Annotated in this window: 17 protein-coding genes; 15 read left to right on the forward strand and 2 right to left on the reverse strand. The window is 36.2% G+C overall.

The genetic code is table 11. The annotated features are described in order from the left end of the window. Nucleotides 1-70: 70 nt before the first annotated feature. The 12 genes from hemL to adhP all read left to right on the forward strand — a co-directional run bounded on the left by hemL (nt 71) and on the right by adhP (nt 16,794). The gene (hemL, locus tag C9J37_RS10430) at nt 71-1,363 is read left to right on the forward strand and encodes a glutamate-1-semialdehyde 2,1-aminomutase (RefSeq protein ID WP_201262159.1); all 1,293 of its coding nucleotides are present in this window, start codon (nt 71-73) and stop codon (nt 1,361-1,363) included. 99 nt (nt 1,364-1,462) lie between these two features. Next, a complete protein-coding gene (gene pdxR / locus C9J37_RS10435) occupies nt 1,463-2,893 on the forward strand; it encodes a MocR-like pyridoxine biosynthesis transcription factor PdxR (protein WP_107895285.1) in 1,431 nt (476 codons plus the stop codon). A 524-nt stretch (nt 2,894-3,417) separates the two neighbouring features. Further along, nucleotides 3,418-5,460 carry a hydantoinase/oxoprolinase family protein gene (locus C9J37_RS10440; protein ID WP_107895286.1) on the forward strand — a complete coding sequence of 681 codons (2,043 nt, stop codon included), beginning with the start codon at nt 3,418-3,420 and terminating at the stop codon, nt 5,458-5,460. A 1-nt stretch (nt 5,461) separates the two neighbouring features. Then, on the forward strand, nt 5,462-7,198 hold the full coding sequence (locus tag C9J37_RS10445) for a hydantoinase B/oxoprolinase family protein (protein ID WP_107895287.1): 1,737 nt from the start codon (nt 5,462-5,464) through the stop codon (nt 7,196-7,198). A 15-nt stretch (nt 7,199-7,213) separates the two neighbouring features. Beyond that, the gene (locus C9J37_RS10450; RefSeq protein ID WP_107895288.1) at nt 7,214-7,528 is read left to right on the forward strand and encodes a cupin domain-containing protein; all 315 of its coding nucleotides are present in this window, start codon (nt 7,214-7,216) and stop codon (nt 7,526-7,528) included. A 76-nt stretch (nt 7,529-7,604) separates the two neighbouring features. Further along, the gene (locus C9J37_RS10455; protein ID WP_107895289.1) at nt 7,605-8,933 is read left to right on the forward strand and encodes a purine-cytosine permease family protein; all 1,329 of its coding nucleotides are present in this window, start codon (nt 7,605-7,607) and stop codon (nt 8,931-8,933) included. Nucleotides 8,934-9,175: 242 nt separating this feature from the next. Continuing rightward, complete coding sequence (locus tag C9J37_RS10460; RefSeq protein ID WP_327440776.1) at nt 9,176-9,745, forward strand: type II toxin-antitoxin system RelB family anti-toxin; 570 nt, start codon at nt 9,176-9,178, stop codon at nt 9,743-9,745. 284 nt (nt 9,746-10,029) lie between these two features. Beyond that, nucleotides 10,030-11,172, forward strand: a complete 1,143-nt coding sequence (locus C9J37_RS10465; protein WP_107895291.1) for an MFS transporter — start codon at nt 10,030-10,032, stop codon at nt 11,170-11,172. Between the two features lie 229 nt (nt 11,173-11,401). Then, nucleotides 11,402-12,151, forward strand: a complete 750-nt coding sequence (locus C9J37_RS10470) for a glycosyltransferase (protein WP_107895292.1) — start codon at nt 11,402-11,404, stop codon at nt 12,149-12,151. 167 nt (nt 12,152-12,318) lie between these two features. Next, a complete protein-coding gene (locus tag C9J37_RS10475; protein ID WP_107895293.1) occupies nt 12,319-13,269 on the forward strand; it encodes an alpha/beta fold hydrolase in 951 nt (316 codons plus the stop codon). Between the two features lie 451 nt (nt 13,270-13,720). Further along, complete coding sequence (locus C9J37_RS10480; RefSeq protein WP_107895294.1) at nt 13,721-14,914, forward strand: DUF2812 domain-containing protein; 1,194 nt, start codon at nt 13,721-13,723, stop codon at nt 14,912-14,914. Nucleotides 14,915-15,774: 860 nt separating this feature from the next. Then, the gene (gene adhP / locus C9J37_RS10485; RefSeq protein WP_107895295.1) at nt 15,775-16,794 is read left to right on the forward strand and encodes an alcohol dehydrogenase AdhP; all 1,020 of its coding nucleotides are present in this window, start codon (nt 15,775-15,777) and stop codon (nt 16,792-16,794) included. A gap of 190 nt (nt 16,795-16,984) precedes the next feature. Here adhP and C9J37_RS10490 read toward each other — a convergent pair whose 3' ends face one another. Continuing rightward, nucleotides 16,985-17,605 (reverse strand): class I SAM-dependent methyltransferase, encoded by a 621-nt coding sequence (locus tag C9J37_RS10490; RefSeq protein ID WP_107895296.1) that lies wholly within the window; start codon nt 17,603-17,605, stop codon nt 16,985-16,987. A 323-nt stretch (nt 17,606-17,928) separates the two neighbouring features. After that, nucleotides 17,929-18,840 carry a DNA-3-methyladenine glycosylase family protein gene (locus C9J37_RS10495; RefSeq protein ID WP_107895297.1) on the reverse strand — a complete coding sequence of 304 codons (912 nt, stop codon included), beginning with the start codon at nt 18,838-18,840 and terminating at the stop codon, nt 17,929-17,931. A 178-nt stretch (nt 18,841-19,018) separates the two neighbouring features. Between C9J37_RS10495 and C9J37_RS10500 the strand changes: the two genes are divergently transcribed. From C9J37_RS10500 to C9J37_RS10510, 3 genes are all read left to right on the forward strand, one after another. After that, nucleotides 19,019-19,732, forward strand: coding sequence for a 2OG-Fe(II) oxygenase (locus C9J37_RS10500; protein ID WP_069512614.1), 714 nt, complete (start codon nt 19,019-19,021; stop codon nt 19,730-19,732). A gap of 86 nt (nt 19,733-19,818) precedes the next feature. Continuing rightward, a complete protein-coding gene (locus C9J37_RS10505) occupies nt 19,819-20,445 on the forward strand; it encodes a bifunctional transcriptional activator/DNA repair enzyme AdaA (protein ID WP_107895298.1) in 627 nt (208 codons plus the stop codon). After that, nucleotides 20,429-20,962, forward strand: coding sequence for a methylated-DNA--[protein]-cysteine S-methyltransferase (locus C9J37_RS10510; RefSeq protein ID WP_107895299.1), 534 nt, complete (start codon nt 20,429-20,431; stop codon nt 20,960-20,962). The genes C9J37_RS10505 and C9J37_RS10510 overlap by 17 nt, the downstream gene beginning before the upstream one ends. The last annotated feature ends 12 nt before the right edge of the window (nt 20,963-20,974 follow it).

The following is a 20,974-nucleotide window of genomic DNA, read 5'->3' on the forward strand; positions in this document are numbered from 1 at the left end:
AAGACACTATTTTTCCTTTATATGTAAATATAGCTGATATTTTTTATCGAAAAGAAAGGTGGTTTTTAAAATCAATACACAGCAATCGACAGAAGCATTCGAAATAGCAAAACAACTAATGCCTGGTGGTGTAAACAGTCCAGTAAGAGCATTTAAATCAGTTGGAATCGATCCGATTTTTATTAGTCATGGAATCGGATCGGAAATATATGATATTGATGGGAATAGGTTTATAGATTATATCCTTTCTTGGGGACCATTAATTCATGGACATGCAGATAAAGATGTTGCGAGTGCATTACTCGAAGCAATAAAAAAGGGGACAAGTTTTGGATTGCCCACTTTGCAAGAAAATAAACTAGCACAATTAATCACTACTCGGATTCCCTCAATAGAGAAGATTAGAATGGTTAACTCTGGTACAGAGGCAACAATGAGTGCCATTCGGCTAGCTAGAGGTTTTACAGGCAAAAACATAATTGTTAAATTTGAAGGAAACTATCACGGACACAGTGACCATCTATTAGTAAAAGCTGGTTCAGGCATAGCAACATTAGGCCTTCCAGATTGTCCAGGTGTACCGTTAGAAATCACAAAAAACACTTTATCCATTCCGTATAACGATATTGAAGCACTTTATAGTGTATTTCATACATTTGGTTCAGAAATCGCAGCAGTGATTGTAGAACCATTTGCTGGTAATATGGCTGGCATACCTGCTACCCCCGAATTTCTACAGACAATACGTTTGTTCACTACAAAATATGGGGCGCTATTTATTCTTGATGAGGTAATGACTGGTTTTCGTATCGATTATCACTCTGCTCAAGGGCTTTATAACATTCAACCTGACTTAACATGCTTAGGGAAGATAATCGGTGGAGGAATGCCTGTTGGCGCATATGGTGGCAAAAAAGAGATTATGAATCTAATTGCACCGGAAGGAAATATTTATCAAGCTGGTACTTTATCGGGTAATCCAATCGCGATGGTAGCCGGATATACTACAATAAATAAATTAACCTCTGATAGTTACAACTATATTGAAGAGCTATCAGACAGACTAATTCAAGGATTAACAACAGTAGCCCGTAAATCTAATATAACGCTGATGACGTCTAAAGCTGGGACAATGATTGGGTTGTCCTTTACTGATAATCCTTTACAAAATTTTGATGATGCACGCAAAATAGACTCAGAGATGTTTCGACGTTTCTATGTCGAAATGCTGAAACAAGGGATACTTTTACCCCCATCGCAATATGAAAGCATCTTTTTATCGACTGCTCATTCAATACATGATATTGATGAAACAATTAATGCTGCAGATGTAGCTTTTCAACGAATGTCATCGTTTCTTTAGAAAATATTTTAACCATCTTAAATAATGGGTGCGTCATAACAACTATAATGATGATGAACTGTATTAATTTTCGCATCATTTAACTGGAAGTGAATGAAAATGTTAAAAATAAACCGAGAAGATAAAATTCCTATTTGGCAGCAGTTGCTTGATCAGGCTATCCACCATATAACAACAGGAAAATGGCCACCAGGTGAATTACTTCCTCCATCTCGAGAGCTTGCCTTATTAGTCGGCGTTTCACGCTCAACAATACAAATTGTTTATGAGGAATTATTTAGTCGAGGATATACCGTTACTAATTGGCGTGGTGGAACAAGGGTAAGTGAATGGGGATTGAAAGCCAACTCGGCAGAAGAAACTACTCCTCATGGACCATCTACGCCAGCATTACCTTTATTAAACGCGGCAGTTGATGAATTAAACAGTTGGTTTGGAGACGCAGAAAATCGAAACGTAGAAATCGATTTTTGTCCTCATGAGCCTTATTTGGACGAACATTTCAAAAAAAATTGGAGACAATCTTTTTTACAAGCTTCATCCGAAGCAGAATTGACCACTTGGGGTTATGGCAACCCCTATGGTTTTACTCCGCTCCGTGAACAGATTCAACGTTATCTAACATTTGAAAGAGGTGTTCATGTAGATATTGACCAAATCATTTTAACTTCTGGTGCACAACATAGCATTGATCTTATTGCGCAAGCCCTGTTAACTGAAGGAGAAACGGTTTCTGTTGAAGATCCTGGATTCCCCGCTGCCTGGACGACCATGCAATATCGGCGAATGAATGTCGTTTCCGTACCGGTTGATGAGTATGGAATACAAGTAAATCGTATTCATCCACAAAGCAAGCTTATTTTTGTTACGCCTTCTCACCAATGTGCAGTTGGTGTTATTATGTCTGAACCACGTAGACAACAATTGCTCCAAAAGTCAGCGCAAGATCAATTTTGGATAGTAGAAGATGATTATGATGGCGAATTTAGGTACCGTGGTGGCCCACTTCCTACTTTGTTCAGCCAACAACCACAGAACACATTGTATATGATGAGTTTTTCCAAAATGGTGGCGCCTGGCATACGCATTTCGGCAGTTATTGGGCCAAAGGATGCCATTCGTCAGCTTGCTCAAGTACAAGCCCTAACCTATCGACATCTGCCGATAATGGAACAACTAACGCTTACCCATTTTATTGAGCACGGTCATTTTATGCGTCATATGAGGAGAGCAAGAAATGTTTATCGACGCAGACATGAAGCGATGACCAAGGCCATCATGGCAACTGGACTAGCTGAACGTTTTAAACTAAGTGGCATTGAAACAGGCTTGCATATGCTTCTTGAAGCTGAAGAATCGTTTGATGAAGAAGCCATGACAAACCTAGCGCTCGAACAAGGAATTCGCGTTTATCCACTTAGTAAGTATTGTTTAGAAACGAATCGAAAAGGATGGGTACTGGGATTTGCTAAAATGGATGAGGGCGCAATTGAAGAAGGCATTAACCGCCTTGCCAAGATACTTTTATAATCGAAAAAATTACAGCAAAAGAATTAGAATGTACTTCAATAATTCGGCAAATGTAATATTACTTGAAGAAGATAAGTAATTGGGCAAATGCCTAGCATAATTTGCTTGGCACATACTACAAACATACTTGGAGAAATTTCCTGTTAATCTAAAGTCCTTTTTATTTTTATAACCAGATATGACATTAAGAGTAGACGTTTGATGTCTTTGTTAACACTCTAACCTAGCATAATTTGCTAGGTTTTTTATTTTCAGTTGATTATAACTATCAACTAAAAAATCCCCTAAATTAATTAATAATTTTAAATTTTCATTCCATTCAAAAAAAATTTATGTTATATTCATAATAATTACAGTGTTACTGTAATTATTGAAGTCTTTGCATAATTCATAGTAGACATAACTCCATTACTTAACTTTACCTATTGATATAGTTTAAATGGAGTAATTCTATTTCTTAAGAAACAGTTACATTCGTGTTACAACTTTAGCAATTTGAAAATCCAAAAGAGGAGTGTAGTCAAATGAGAGTAGCGACAGATATCGGAGGTACTTTTACAGATCTTGTATACGTTGATGATAAGGGTTATGTTGGGATTTCTAAGAGTAATACAACGCCACCATTTTTTGAAAAGGGAGTCATGGACGTTATTGAGAAGGCTGGTCTAAAACATGAACAGCTATCTATATTTATTCACGGAACGACAGTTATTATTAATGCATTGACTGAACGAAAAGGAGCCAAAATGGGGCTGATTACAACGAAGGGGTTCCGAGATGTTTTAGAAATTGCAAGGGGAAACAGACCAGATCTGTTCAACGTGCGGTATAAAAAGCCTGAGCCATTTGTTGAACGCCATTTAAGGCTCGAAGTAAATGAACGTCTTAACTATAAAGGTGAAGTACTTTCACCTTTATGTCGTGAAGATATCGAAGAATGTGTGAGGTATTTTAAAAAAGAGGGCGTGGAGGCAATAGCAGTGTCCTATATGCACTCATATGTCAATTCATCTCATGAAAGAGAAACAGTGAAAATTATTAAAGAACTTTGGCCAGAAGTATTTGTAACGGCATCAAGTGACATTACAAAAGAATGGCGAGAGTACGAGAGAACTAATACAGCTGTTCTAAACGCATATGTCCAACCTATTGCTACAACATACATTGATAAATTAGATAAGGAATTACGTGAGCAATTAAATACCGACCATCGTTTCATTATGCAATCAAATGGAGGAACGACACGGTTTAAAAATGCCAAAGAAGCACCTATTCACATGGTTGAATCAGGACCGGTTGCTGGTATTTTTGGTGCAGCTGTTTTAGGTGAGTTAATTGGTGAAAAAAACATTATTGCATTTGATATTGGAGGAACAACAGCTAAATGTTCACTTATTGAAAATGGCGAAGTGAAAGTATCCACAGATTACTATATTGAGAGAGATAGCCGCAATGCAGGATATCCAATTAAAGCGCCTGTTGTCGATATTGTTGAAATAGGGAACGGGGGCGGTTCCATCGCTTGGATTGACAACGCAGGTTCATTGAAGGTGGGACCGAAATCTGCAGGAGCTATGCCTGGGCCAGTAGCTTACGGTTTAGGTGGTATTGAGCCTACAACAACAGACGCAAATCTACTGACAGGTCGGTTGTCTCCTGAAAATTTCGATTACGATGTAGACATGAATAATGTTAAAAAAATAATTCAGAAAAAAGTTGGTGACCATTTTGGAATTACTGCCGAAGAAGCAGCACTTGGTATCATCAGAATCGCAAACTCCAATATGTTAAATGCATTAAAGCTGATCTCAATTCGTAAAGGACACAATCCGCAAGACTTTACTTTATTAGCATTCGGTGGAGGAGGCTCGATGCACGCTCCAGCACTTGCACTTGAACTCGGGGTTAAAAAAGTGGTTGTACCGATTGCATCACCTGTATTTTCAGCTTGGGGAATGCTTATGACAGACTTACGTCATGATTACATTCAAACATATATTCAACGGATGAATGAACTTTCTCTCGATGAAATGTCTGCACAGTGGGAAGAAATCGAGAAATATGCACTTGCTCATTTCAAGGATGAAGGAATGACGACTGATAAAGTCGAGTTCCATCGCTTTGCAGATATGCGTTATTTAGGGCAAGAGCATACAGTGAAAGTACCGGTTCCAAACGGTAAATGGACTGAGGAAGATAAACAAGCTATTATCAATAAATTCCATTATTTACACGAAAAAAACTATACATTTAAACTAGAAGATTCACCTACTGAAATTGTCAATATCCATGTAACAGCTTTTGGCAAAGTACCTAAGCCTATAATTGGGAAAATTCCCCGCTCAAGTTCATTAGAAGAAGCGAAAAAAGCAAACCGAAATATATACTACGAGCACAAAGGATGGATTAATACCCCGGTCTACGATCGTAACAAGCTTCCGCCAAATGAAGTAATTTTCGGACCCGCAGTAATTGAAGAAAAAGCTGCAGTGACGGTTATTTATGAAGGGCAACAATTATATTTGGATGAGTTCGGAAACATTATTATCGAAATGGAGGAAAAGTAATATGACAACTTCTCTAAAAATAGATCCGTTTACATTAGAAATTGTTAAAGATTCTCTTTTAGCAGCAGGGGACGAAATGTTCGTCGCACTAGCTCGCACATCAATGAGTCCTATTATTTATGAAGTACTCGATTATGCAAGTGGTTTAACTGACGCTGAAGGAAACCTTCTTACTCAAGGAAACGGTGTAACAGGATTTATTGGGATGCTGACTTTTATGGTAAAAGAAACGCTTAAAAAATATCCTGGAAATAAGCTAAAACCTGGGGATGTAATTATCATCAATGATCCTTATAACGGAGGGGGTTCTCATCTTTCTGATGTAGGGCTTGTTATGCCGATTTTCTATGCAGGTGAGCTAATTGCTTTTTCTGCTAACAAAGCACACTGGACAGAAGTTGGCGGGAAGGATCCTGGTTCATTTACAAACGATGCTGTTGATATTTTTCAAGAAGGTCTTCAATTTAATTGTATTAAATTATTTGAAGAAGATCGTCTAAACGAAGGTATTGTTGAAATTATTCGTGCTAATGTTCGTTTTCCTGATCTTTCATTAGGAGATATGTGGGCACAAGTTGCAGCATTGCGTACAGGTGAACGTAGGTTAAAAGAACTTTGTGCAAAACACAGTAAAGAAACGATTTTAGCAGCTATCGATTACTTATTAGGTCATGGTGAAACGATTTCCCGTCAAGAAATCAAAAAATTGCCAAAGGGGATTTTTGAAGCAGAAGATTACATTGATACAGACGGAATAGGCAATGGACCTTTCAAAATTAAAGTAAAAGTGACCATTACGGATGATGAATTTATTTGTGATTTTCGTGGAAGTCATCCGCAAGTTCCAGGTCCGATGAATTGTTCCTATACAGGACTCATGTCAGCCGTACGAGTGATTTTCCTAGCGATTACAAACCCTGAACAAGACGTTAATGATGGGGTATTTAGACCACTTAAGGTAATTGTTGATCCAAAATCCATTATGTCAGCTGAGCGTCCGGTTCCTGTTTCTAATTATTTTGAAACACTTTTAGGCAGCTTAGATTTAGTTTGGAAAGCGTTAGCATCTCATTTACCAAATCGATTAACTGCAGGACACCATTTATCAGTATGCGCCGTGACATTGTCGGGTAATCATCAAGACACTGAAGAACCATTTCTAATTGTTGAACCTTCTGTTGGAGGCTGGGGTGGTGCTATCGGACAAGACGGTGCTTCAGGTCAGTTCTGTATGGCTGATGGTGAAACGTATAACGTCCCTGTTGAAGTAGCCGAAACTCGCTATGGTGTTCTAATTGACGAATATAGTCTACGTGAAGATGGCAATGGTGCAGGTGCTGGTGAATTTATAGGAGGTAAAGGGGTTATCCGGGCTTATCGTGCTTTATCAGATGGCCAAGCTGTTACCGTTACCTATGGTCGAAATAAATTTTATCCATGGGGCATGAATGATGGTAAAGAAGGTTCTCCAAATGAGTTCTTTGTTCATAAAGCAAACGGTGAAGTTGATGGACCATTCGGTGTTTATGCGCGTTACAAACTTCAAAAGAATGATGTTGTACGCCTAATGACAGGAACAGGTGGAGGCTACGGAAACCCATTAAAACGGCCAGCAGCTCAAGTTGCAAAAGATGTAAAGAACGGCTATTTCACTGGAGAAGAAGCAAGAGAACATTTTTTAGTTGAAGTGAATCCAGTAACATTTGAATTTATGGAATTACCCGGTAGATTATCTTAATTTGGAGGTAAATAGATGAAAATCAAAGAATCAATTATCACTGAAGAAATTGTACAAACGATTTTTCATGATAAGTTTCAAGGTGCCGAAGTAAGGTTCGGCTTTGTCTCAGTTCCTGTAGGGGAACGTCTTCCACTAGAAGGAACTACTTCTCATGAGGAGCATGAATATTCTTTTATCATTAAAGGGGCTTTAACTGGCGAAAGTGGTGGCAAGTTATTCAAAGTTAATGCGGGAGAAGCATCATATATCCCAGCAGGCGAGCAACATTGGTGTGTGAATAAAGGCGATAGCACATGTGAATTAGTATTCGCATTGGTGAAAAGCTAAATAAGTATAAAAGCCGTAGTATAGTATGTTGTCTATAATTCTATTCTCTTTTTAATAAAAAAAGGATGTGAAAAGAATGGTACAAACAGATACTGTAGGAATTAAAAAGAACATTAGTTCAAATGGTTTCATGAATCAAGATCAAGCTTTAGATTCCATTCCAGAATCCTCACGCCAACATTGGATTACCCCTACAATGATTTTTGGAGGACTTGAATTCACAATTCCTGTTCTAATGATTGGGGCGGCATTGACTGGAAGTTTCGGATTATCCAAAATACTTATCATCCTAATCATTGCTTTATTTGGTTTTCAGTGGATTGGCAATACTTTGCAAGGATATATCGGCGCTAAAACTGGGCGCTCTTCCTCAGTCATCGCCCGTTCGAGTTTTGGTGCTGTTCAAGCGAAAGTGATAGTTGGGTTCACCATTTTCATTGTTTCACTCGGATGGTGGGCATTACAGACAGCCGTTGCAGGAAACGCGATTTCAGCCATGTTCGGTATTGATTATAAAAATAATTGGATGGGGTGGGCAATCGTAACGGTCGTCTGCGGGTTACTCTTTGCACTGCCATCCATTATCGGATACAGCTCGATGAAATGGACAGATTACATTGCAGTTCCAGCCGGTCTTATTTTAATTGCTGGAGGAATTTACTATGCGTTAAGAAATACTGGTTGGGAAACGATCACTTCCTGGCAGCCCGAACCAACGATGACGATATGGGCCGCAATAAGTTTAGTAATTGGAGCGAATGTTTCCCAATGGGTCATTGCTTCGGACTATACACGCTATGCAAAATCATCTTGGAAAGATAACCTTATTATTCCAAGTGGTATTATACTCGTTGGTTTACCACTTTTCATTGTCGGTGCAATAATGGCTGTAGGTGTTGGAGATGCAGATATTGTAAATGTTATGATGGGAATGGGTTTCCCAGTATGGGGGTTCCTCATACTGTGGTTTGCAACATGGACATCTCAACTTGTCAACAACTATAGTATGGGCTTGGCATTAGCGAATATTTTTAATGTGAACTCTGGGAAAGGTCGGGCTCTCCTAACATTACTCGGTACGATTTTGGCTATTATTGTTGCACTAATGGGCATCCTCGATTATTTTATGGATTTTCTTTACTTGACTGCTTTACTGTATCCTGCAATCGCTGGCGTTATGATGGCAGATTTCTTCTTTATTCGTAAGCAGGGATGGGTGGATCACGGAGGTTGGAATTGGATAGCGACTATCGCTATGGTGGCTGGAATTATTGTTGGTTATCTAACACAATATGTTGCTCCATGGGGTCTTCCCGCAGTTCAATCGCTTGTAGCATCAATTATCATATATGTTATCGCCATGAAGATAAAAAAGAACCTGGCACCTGATCAGTTTACAGTTTGATTTCTCCATTGCAATCCAGAAAGGTTACTGGGCTTAGTTTTATTTGGAGCTCAGTAACCTATTTTTGTTCAATATACTGGAGTGAATTTAAGAGAACTCCTTGGAGTTAGCTATCATTTGTGGTATGTTTATTCTCCATTTATTGCTTAATCAAGTAAAGTGAAATTTTATAAATTTTCCAAAGTTATTTATCTATTACAAACAATTATGATATTATTAAATAAATTTTAAGGACATGTGGAATGCATTTTGAAAGGAATATTTATATGGATGAGGTCTGTACAAAAATCAAAGATTTACGTGTAAAGCATGGATTAACATTAAAAGATTTAAGTGAGAAGACAGGGCTGTCAGTAAGTTTTCTTTCACAAATTGAAAGAGGAGCTTCCTCTTTAGCCATTACATCATTAAAGAAAATTGCAGATGCCTTTGGAGTAAACATGACTTTCTTTTTTGAAAATCAGCACCCGCACAACTATGCTGTCAAAACGGAGGAACAAAAAGTTCTCAAGATGGAGAGTTCGCCAATACAGTATGTAAGACTAAGTGGTGAATTTGCTGGAAGGCAACAAGAGGCAATTAAGGTTATTCTTTCTCCTCATTATAAAGATAATACTGAAATGTTTAATCATAGTGGGGAAGAATTTCATTATGTAATTGAAGGGACTCTAATATTTAAAGTAAATGAGGAAGAATACCTTCTTCATGAAGGGGAGTCAATTCATTTTCCTTCCGAAAAGCCTCACCAATGGGAAAATCCATTAGATCGAGAAACCGTAGTACTTAGTGTGTTAACGCCGGTTATTTTTTAGGTACAACTCCAGAATTAGGAAATTATGTTTTGATATAATTGCTATTAATTAGTAACGAAATGACAATTGCAAATTTACCTATTTTCGTGCTTAAAATTAAACTATGCCTGTGTTTACGATTAAACTTGAAATTTTTCTGTTTTTAAAGTTATGATTGAAATTGCAAAATCGAATAAGGCGACATGACTTTGGACGTCATGTTAGCGAATTGACAAAGAAATGTTTTAATGCAGCGCCTCCTAACTAGGGGGCGCTGTTTTTTATTTTTTTCTAGGAGTGAAATGATGGATAAAAGAATTTACCTATTATCAACGATTGCTTTTATAGTAGGTCTAGTTGAATTAGTGATTGGAGGGTTGCTTCCACTGATTGCGGAAGATTTAAATATTTCGTATGGCAAAGTAGGAATGTTAATCTCCATGTTTTCGTTAAGTTTTGCCATATCAGGCCCCATTTTATTATCTTTAACTTCAATGATGGAGCGCAAAAGATTATTTCTCATTGTTTTGTTTATTTTCTTTGTATCTAATATGATTATTGTGTTGAGTGATATGTATGTTATTCTTATGAGCGCTAGAATTTTATCAGCCATGTGTGCGTCGCTACTTGTTTCGTTATGTATCACCATCGCTTCTCAAATAACTGATGAGGCTTATACAGCAAGAGCAATCGGCCTTGTATTAATGGGGGTTAGTGCTTCCCTCGTGTTTGGTGTTCCATTTAGTTTATGGTTAGGCAGCGAATTAGGGTGGCGGGCACCATTTCTCTTTATTGCTATTTTGACATTATTGCTGATGTTAATAGTATTATTTGTATTAGGAACAATTGAGCCCAAGAAGAAATTGCCTTTTAAAGCCCAAGTAAAGGCGATAAAGGAGCGAAAGATTTTACTTATTCACTCAATCTCTATCGTGTTTTTTACAGGACATATGACTTTATATGCATATTTAACACCATTTCTTCAGTCCACGCTACATTTGTCAGAGAAGTCTCTTAGCCTAATGTATTTAATCATTGGTATATCCTCCATATGCGGGAGTTTACTAGGTGGATATTTTACTGATCGTATTAGTGCAAAACGAACTATTATTTCCGTATTGTCCTTATTTACATTAACGATTGTTGCAATACCGTTCTTAAAATTTTCCGTCGTTCTGTTCGTTGGGGCAATATTATTATGGAGTTTACTAAGTTGGTCACTACAACCTGCGATTCAAAGCTATATAGTTTCTTCTGCATCGACTACATCAGATATCCATCAAAGTTTAAATAATTCTGGTGCCCATATAGGCATGGCATTAGGCTCCACGATAGGGGGCATAACCATTGACGCATATACTCCTGAATTAAATGCCATAATCGGTGGCACAATTGCCTGCATCGCATTGATAGTAGCCCTACTAACCTTTAATTGGCAAAAAAACTAAGTAGAAATATGGTCAATTTTTGTCCAATCAAGCCTAAAAAACGAATACAATAAATAGAAAATATATCATATATTTGTAAAATAGATTAAAATAAAACTAGCCTCGTACGATTGCAGGCTAGTTTTATTTTGATTGTAGCACTTTAGTTCAAGCAGGCATTTTTACATTTTCATTTGAATACATTTTTAATTAGATTACTAATATTAAATATAATGGTGAGGGAGATTGGATGGACACTTCAACAAATACGAATCAAGTGGACGCAAGCATTTCTATTATCATACCTGCTCATAATGAAGAAAAGTACATTGGAAAATGCTTAGAATCCATTGCAAGAGCGTCAAAATTACTTCAAAATCAAGTTGAAATCATTGTTGTGCTAAATCGCTGTACAGACAGAACGGAAGAAATTGCGAAATCGTATAATTGTATCACAATAAACAATGATGATAAAAACCTTTCTAAGATTAGAAACACAGGCGTTGAAATAGCTAGGGGCGAAATCATCGTAACGATAGATGCAGATACACAGATGAATGAGCATATGCTTGCAAAGGTAGTGCAAAACTTGAGCTCGGGAAAGTATATTGGCGGAGGAGTTACAGGGAAATTCGAAAGAATGTCTATAGGGATATTTGTTTCAACTATGTTATTAATAGGGCCCCTACTTTTTAAATATGGCGCCATTTCCGTGGGCATTTTTTGGTGCTACAAAGAGGATTTTAAGTCCATTAATGGATTTAATGAAGCAATGCTTATGGCGGAAGATGCTGATTTTGCCAAACGCTTAAAAGTGTGGGGAAAAAAGAAAGGAAAAAAATACGGAACAATTCAAAATGGTATGATTACTTCCAGCAGAAAGTTTGATAAACACGGAGACTGGGTTTTACTTAAACGGCCGAAATTAATTTTAGCTTATCTTAAAGGAACAGATAAACAATATGCAGATGAAGCCTATTATGAAAATCATGATCGATAAATATTTAACATTAGGCATAATTGATTATATAAGAGTTTATCGTGTTGAGAGATCCAAAGTTAAAGTAAATCGATTAGTTATAAACTCTGTTGAGGATGATTTATAAAAGCTATGTATCCGAAGAATATTCTAGGTGAAAAAATACTAAAAGAGGTTTTAAGTATATTATGTTGATATTATTTTCAATTATTATTTCATTATTTGTATTAATTCTTTCAGTGAGTTTTATAAATCATCAATTACAATTGTCAAAAGAAAAAGAACTATTTGTTCCAACTGGGCAACTTTTAGAAATTAATGGTCATCAAATACATGTCTATACAGAAGGTAAAGGAGAAGAAACACTTGTTTTTATGTCAGGTGGTGGCACTAGCTCTCCTGTATTGGACTTTAAATCGCTTTATTCCTTGTTAAGTGATAAATATAAAATTGTAGTTGTTGAAAAGGCAGGTTATGGATTTAGCGAAGTAACAGATACTAATCGAGACATTGATACAATTCTAACTGAAACAAAAGAAGCTCTTTTTAAATCAGGAGTTAAAGGACCATTTATTTTATTTCCTCATTCTATGTCTGGCATTGAAGCCTTGAAATGGGCGCAAGACTACCCTGATGAAATAAAAGCTATTATTGGTTTAGATATGGCTGTTCCAGCTGCATATGAAGAATTAGATATCAATATGTTCCTTGTTCGATTAGGTGCTTTAGCTGCAAATACTGGTTTAACCAGATGGGTCCCTAATCTATCAGAGAATGACGCGATAAAATATGGGAATTTAACTGATAAAGAGAAAAAGTTGTATAAAGCAATTTTTTATCGAAGAACATTGACCAATGATATGATTAATGAAATAAATAATATAAAAGCAAATGCACAGAAGGTCAAACAAGGTGGAATGCCGAACATTCCTATACTTTTGTTTTCATCCAATGGTGTGGGAACAGGTTTTGATAATAAAACGTGGAATGGAATTCAAAATGACTTTATTAGTAAGGCTTGTAATGGTCAATTAGTTAATTTAGATTCATCTCATTATGTCCATAGTATAGACTATGAGCAAATAGCTGAGGAATCAAAAAAGTTTATAGCTAGTTTGAAATATTCAATTAACTTTTAAGAAAAACTATTATTATACAATCTGACGCCATTGTAGAAATCAAAAGTCAAAATTCCCAGTGTTATAAGTGAGAAGTTTGGCTTTCTTTACTTCATTAAGGAATACTAACGACTGGATTTTTCACGATAAGCAGAAGAATTAAGATTTCTATAAGGGGTATAGTAAATATATGAAGTATAAGGGTTTTGTGGTAGTTGGATATGCACGGGTAAGTAAGATTTGTCATTGCCACTACAGATAGATGCTTTGAACGTGAAGTATGATGGCATGAATAGAGCAGTGGACAGTCATTTACTAAATACCCCTAATTAAAAAGGGATCTTTTGATAAAACGAATAATATGTGGTAGCGTTTTTGGAAAAGGGGAAAGATGAGTTGAAGGGATTTTAATCTTTTAAAAAAGTTGATAATCGATTTAAAACTTACTACATATAAAGAGAAAGGTGTTAACATGCCTAAAAAAGTTCTAAAACTTCGACCCAGACAATATTGGCGAATCGGTGAACATGAAGCTTGGTTTGCAGATATGGCAGCGAAGGGTCTTCATTTATCCAAGATGGGAGCCTTTGCCCATTTTATCAAAGGGGAACCGAAAAAAATAAAGTACAGAATAGATGTATCCACAAGTAAAAAAATTCCACAAGACCAAATTGAGCTATATGAAGAAAAGGGGTGGAATTATGTCACAAGCTATTATCTGTTCCATGTATTTTCATCACCTGTTGAATTCAATGCACCAGAGCTTTACAGTAATCTTACTGTGCAATCTCAAACATTAGATGAACTAGATAAGAAACTAACGACGAATGCTATTATATCTAGTGCGACTATGCTCATTATGATTTGTACACTGTTTGCTGTTTGGTTTCTTGATGGAACACCAACCCTAGCCTTAGTTAAAGGGTTGGCTATTTACCAAACTGCTTTAACTACTTTTTTCGGATATATGAACTTTACTTCACTGCAAGCTGCTTTTGCCATTCGCGCTTTGCGTAAAGGTCTTAATGAGGGAAAACCGATTAATCATCAAGTCAAATGGAAAAAGTCTTTTCCATTAAATAAAACGATATCTTTTTGTTTTACAGTAGTCTTTTTATTATGTGCTTCAATTCCGTTTATTCAGCTTGGAAAAAACGATACACAAACATTGCCAGAGTCAAATGTTGATTTACCAATTGTTAGATTAGCAGATATTGAAAATAATCCCGCTTTTACTAGAGGTGAATCATATATAATCGATAATATTGATTGGGGAAATCGCTATACATTTAATTGGAGTCCTTTGGCTCCTATACAATATGAGACTAATGAAAATGGAATTGTTCCAGGGGAAAGATGGGACAAATGGGGAGGCGAATATTCGCCAGATATACATACTATGGTTTATAAGTTGAGTGTACCAGCTAAAGCTAAAAATCTAATTGATGATTTAATCAAAAGATATGGTTATGAAGAAAATTCTGAAGATTTTATTGAAATGAATCATCCCCAATTAGATAATTTGATTGTTTACGAGAAAGAAACCTTAAAAGAAGTCTTTGCTTCTCATAATAATGCCGTGATGTTTGTTCGTTACAATGGCAATGCTGATATTGATTCATTAATTGATAATATTGTAGAGAAGATTTATTTACTATCTGAATAAATTTGATGGTTTATTATTATCCTTTAACAAAGTCTAGACACTTCAAAATAACCTAGTTGAGTAGTATAAAATTTTCAAAATAGATAAAAAATGCTATTTTCTTTTTTACTTGGCAAGGGACAATCCTCATTTGATCAGGATAATACCAAAGAAGTTATTGAAGAGTTTATAAAGATGGACAAACACTTAAAGTAAATGGAAACCTACTGACAATACGCTATGACATGTGGCTAATCAAAATATTGGATCGAAGTAATCAATGAAAATGATAAAGGAGCAATCCCTCGACAACAATGCTCCCGTATTATGCCGAATAAGGAACAAGGTTTTTATATGTTGGAAGAATGTACACACCAATGGGAATATCCTTTGTATCTTATGACAGAATAAGCTTAACGTTCTTCTTCAAATAATGGAGGATTCAGTGCAACAGGGATTTATAAGTATACAAAACAAACCTAATATACGTATCCAAATGAAAGTTTAGATACACACCCAAAAAGCACGAATCATCAGCCGATGAAGAAGCCTCATTACGTAACTTGGTGTAGGGTTGTAAAGTTGAAAGAGTTGCATATTGTAGCTCTTTCTTTTTTCACTTTTTAGAGTTTTATTACTATAAAAGCCTTTTGAGCGAAATTTTTGTTTAAATAATCCTACAGATTTATTAAATTTTAAAATATTCTAATTATTTAAAATAATAGTATTTTTCTATGAGGGTAGACTCAATTTTTATGAATCGTACTAAAAATAATTGAATTTAATTAAAATCCTTTATAAAATGAAAGCGAATTCACACTTTAGTGCATGCACGCTTGTTAATTAAAATGATTTCTTACATTTAAGGAGGCATATTAATTATGATAGCAGCAGTCGTAACGAAAGACAAAAAAGTAAGTGTAGAGGAGAAGCAACTAAGACCATTAAAACATGGTGAAGCATTAGTACAAACAGAATTTTGTGGTGTTTGTCATACGGATCTACATGTCAAAAATGCAGATTTCGGTGATGTTACAGGGATTGTGTTAGGTCATGAAGGTATTGGTAAAGTGATTGAAGTTGCAGAAGGGGTTACGTCACTAAAAGTTGGTGACCGAGTATCTATTGCTTGGATGTATGAGAGTTGCGGACACTGTGAATATTGTACGACAGGGCGTGAAACACTTTGTCGCGATGTTAAAAATGCAGGGTACACAGTAGATGGTGCTATGGCCGAGCAAGTGATTGTATCAGCTGATTATGCAGTTAAGGTTCCAGCTAATTTAGATCCAGCCGCCGCTTCTTCTGTCACTTGTGCAGGTGTGACAACTTACAAGGCTGTGAGAGTGTCAAATATCCGTCCAGGACAATGGATTGGGATATTTGGTATTGGTGGTCTCGGCAACTTAGCTGTGCAATACGCCAAACATGTTTATGGTGCAAACGTAGTGGCGTTCGATATCAATGATGAAAAGCTAGCATTTGCTAAAGAAGTAGGGGCAGATGCTATTGTCAATTTATTAAATGAAGACCCAATTGCTAAAGCGAAAGAACTGACAAATGGGAAAGGCTTAGATGCAACTGTGGTTACAGCTGTAGCTAAAACACCTTTCAATCAAGCAATTGATGTGGTAAAAGCAGGCGCACGAGTAGTAGCAGTTGGTTTACCTGTAGATAAAATGGATTTAGATATCCCTCGTTTAGTACTGGATGGCATCCAAGTGATTGGTACATTAGTAGGTACACGCCAAGACTTACAAGAAGCATTCCAATTTGCTGCAGAAGGTAAGGTAGTGCCGAAAGTAACTTTGCGAAAAATCGAAGAAATTAACGAGATTATGGAAGAGATGGAACAAGGTAAAATAACAGGACGTATGGTAATTGACTTTACGAATAAATAGCTTGTTATCTATTAATTTTATAAATAACTAAACTAGGCACTTCCGCTACAAAGGAGGTGCCTTTCTTTTAGCTTTACAAATACCTGTGTTTTTTAGTGAAAGGAAGCAACTGACTTTCATCTAGATTCATATTTTTTATGCACAAAGGCGTTTCTAAGTTAATTGAATTAGAGAATTGCTTCTGTCATAGTTACTTAATTTTCATAACTTCAATATATCTATACATTCCTTTTAACATAACAGGGTCATCCTTTATGATTTTAAGCCTTTGTTTTTGTTGGCTAAACATTTCCTCAAAACTTCGACCAATATCAGTACCTAATAGGCTTATAAAGGGCCTTAACAGCTTTTTGGTTACAGTTATTCGTTGATGTTTAGCAGCAAATTTATCAAAAATTAGTATTTTTCCATTCAGCTTTAAAACGCGAATCATTTCTTCAAAGCATTTATGTTCATCAGGCACGACAGAAAGAATTAAACTCGCCACAATATAGTCAAATGATTCATCTTCAAAAGTCATTGTTTGCGCATCCATTTCTATAAATTGGATAGCAGAGTGCTCGAATTTACTTTTAGCGATAGCTAACATATCAGGAGAATAATCAATTGCTGTAATATCATAATTCATATGGTCAAAGTATGCTAAATCAGCTCCAGTACCGATCCCAACAAATAAGATTTTCTGCTTGCTTTGAAAAGAGACTTCTTGAAAAATCTTTTTTCTCGTCTTCAAAAAAACACCAGTATTAAAAAATCTATCATAGAAGGAAGAGCCCACTTTGTAGACAATCTTATTCCACTTATTGTTCAATCGGTCATCCCATCTTTCATCCGTAAAATTAAAGGAAAGTCATTTAAAATTGCTTAAGGAAGGCAACTCAGTACAGCGCAAGCATTATCACTACATGTTCTTTATAATATTATACTAAACTATAGCTTCGAACATATCCTCCTTAGACATCTAGAGCTAGCGACATAGGTGTCTAATAAAGTGGGATGAACACACAGATTCCAGCGATTTATTACGGAAAAAAATTGAAGACAATCTACCTTGACTTCAGTCTGAAACCAGTAATAACAACGATGCCTACTACTTACATATGACAAAGACATTTAGCTATAATCAGAACGTTATCAGTATAAAACACGCCATAAATAAAAGGTAGCGTATGATTCCCAATTTTTCCAGTTGACTGATAGTTCTAATATTTCATCTTTTGTAGGCTTTTGCGTCATATTACGTAATACTTTTATCGAATTAATCAGACCGACATCATCGATTGGAAAAGCTGTTTGGAATCTCAGGCAGCGCATCAGCACGTAATTGGCTGTCCATGGTCCGATTCCTCGTATTTGAATTAAGCTTTTTTCAGCATCTTTAAAGTTCATTGCTAGTAATTTTTCCTTCGATAAAGCACCATTTTCCATCAATTTGGCAATACCAATGATATATTCACTTTTTTTTGCCGTCATTTTAATATCTGCTAGGTCGGTAGGTGTTAACTGTGCAATGCGCTCGTACGTTGGGAACACCCAATATTTTTTACCTTTCCATTCGATATAATCGCCAAGGCTTTCTACAAATTGCTTCTTTAAGGAATAGGCAAACGCTAAATTAATTTGTTGCCCTATAACGCCCCAGCATAATGCTTCAAATAAATGAGGAATGCCCACTACACGCAATCCATAAAATTTTCGGGCAGGCATTTCAAGTAATGGGTCTGTAGTTGCCATATCATAAAAAGGCGTTAAATCGTTCTCAAGGTCAAACCATTCATAAATATATTTTACAATTTGTTGTCGTATCCGCTTATCATTCGGTCTAGAATCATTTAGGAATTGAACAATCATTTGGTTATGTTGGCTTACGCTAATCTGTACTAAGGAGCGCATTTCTCCTATCGCAATAACCTTTGTAATAACATCATTCTCAACCTCATACATACATTCATTTTTTTCTCGTAATAGATAGTTTAGGTTTGCATTCATATCGAAATGGTTAGGTAATGGAATGACTATCTCATTATTATTTTCATGCCATATCACTTTTGCATTCTCCTCTATAAACTGATTATTAGGGAACATACACGATTAAAATTTACTTTACCATATCATAATCGAGACGAATTTTGTTATCTTGCTATTACATTCTAAACACCTTATGTTTTTCTACTGATGCGGTTATAGTGTTAGTTATCAAGAATGCGAATAGGAGGGCTTAACAATGGTTCAAGAGATAAAAACACGAGTAGAAAACTTAGATTGGGACACCATTCAAAATGAATTAGATGCACAAGGGTTTGCAAAGCTTCCCGTGATTTTAACAAAGGCGGAATGTGAATTTCTAAAAGCGTTGTATCTTGAGAAGGAGCCGTACAGAACAACAATCAATATGCAACGCTATCGCTTTGGCAATGGGGAATACAAATACTTTTCCTATCCACTACCTGCTATTGTCCAAAGTTTAAGAGAGGTCTTCTATGTAGAATTGTCTAAAACAGCGAATCGTTGGTTGGGGTATTTACGAAAAACAGCACAGTTTCCCAACAACCTTCAAGATTTTTTGACCATCTGTGAAGAAAATGAGCAAACAAGACCAACACCTTTACTATTAAAGTATGAAACAGGGGGCTTTAATTGTTTGCATCAAGATTTATACGGCGATATATTTTTCCCATTTCAAGTAGTCTTTGTCTTAAATCAACGTGAAAAAGATTTTTGCGGTGGAGAATCGCTATTAGTGGAACAAATTCCTCGTGCTCAAAGTAGAGGACATGTTATTACTTTAGATCAAGGCAGTGCGCTTATTTTCCCTACGAACTATAGAGTTGTTCTTGGTCAAAAAGGGTATTACAAAAATAAGGTGCGTCACGGAGTAAGTACGGTTACTTTCGGGGAACGTTTTGGTCTTGGAATCATTTTTCATGATGCGACATAAAAACTACTTCAATATCTTGCTATTCTATTTCAAGAATTGTACATTGGAAATTTCTAAGGAGTATAGTGTAAAGAGAGGTGAGCGTAATGCTAGATAGGTTCAATCACGAGTGTCATGATAAAACTTCAAATGATATGGAACAGATAACAGATGAAAAGTGGCAAGCTATAATTAATAATGATCCAACGTATAATCATCAATTTTTCTATGCTGTAAAATCAACAGGGATATTCTGTAAACCATCTTGTAAATCGCGCGTCCCGAAAAAAGAAAATGTCTGCATTTTTCAAAACGCAGAACAAGCTCTACGCGCAAATTTTCGGCCTTGTAAACGTTGTAAGCCAACGAATGAAAAATTGCCTGATAGCGAATGGGTTGAATTAATTACTGCCTACATTGATAAAAATTACACAGAAAAATTAACCCTAGAATCGTTAGCCACGATTTGTCATGGGAGTCCCTATCATATGCATCGCACATTTAAAAAAATTAAGGGTATAACACCTGTTGAGTATATACAACAAGTTCGCGTACATGAGGCTAAACAATTATTAATGCAGACAAATAAAGCCATTGGAGATATTGCCATTTGTGTAGGAATGATGAATACGCCTTATTTTATTACGTTATTTAAAAAGAAAACAGGATTGACACCAGCACAATTTCGACAAATGCATATAACTGGAGGAAACGATAGTGGTAACAAACAATAAAACAACGCTTTATTGGTCTTTACTAACGTTTGAAGATTGGCATTTTTATATTGCTTCCACTTCTAAAGGGTTAGTATATGTAAGTTCACAGAACAGCTCATTCGATGAGTTAATCGAGTGGTCTAAGAAGCGCTTTCCAGAAAGTCCACTAATTGAAGATAATAAAAAGCTAGAACCCTATATGGTTGAATTGATTCAATACCTTCAAGGAAAGCGAAAAACATTTACTATGCCATTTGATTATGTAGGGACAGCATTTCAGATAGCAGTGTGGAATGCACTTTGTGACATTCCTTATGGACAGACGAAATCCTATTCAGACATTGCCAATGCTATTAATAAACCAGCAGCTGTGCGCGCGGTTGGCACAGCGATTGGAGCCAATCCAGTATTAATTACTGTACCGTGCCATCGGGTAATTGGCAAGAATGGCTCATTAACAGGCTATCGAGGAGGATTAGAAATGAAGACACAGCTCCTAGAGTTAGAAAAGGGAACTTCAACTAGCTACGAGTAATTATGAATGGAG

Source organism: Lysinibacillus mangiferihumi (genome assembly GCF_003049665.1).
GTDB lineage: Bacteria > Bacillota > Bacilli > Bacillales_A > Planococcaceae > Lysinibacillus > Lysinibacillus mangiferihumi.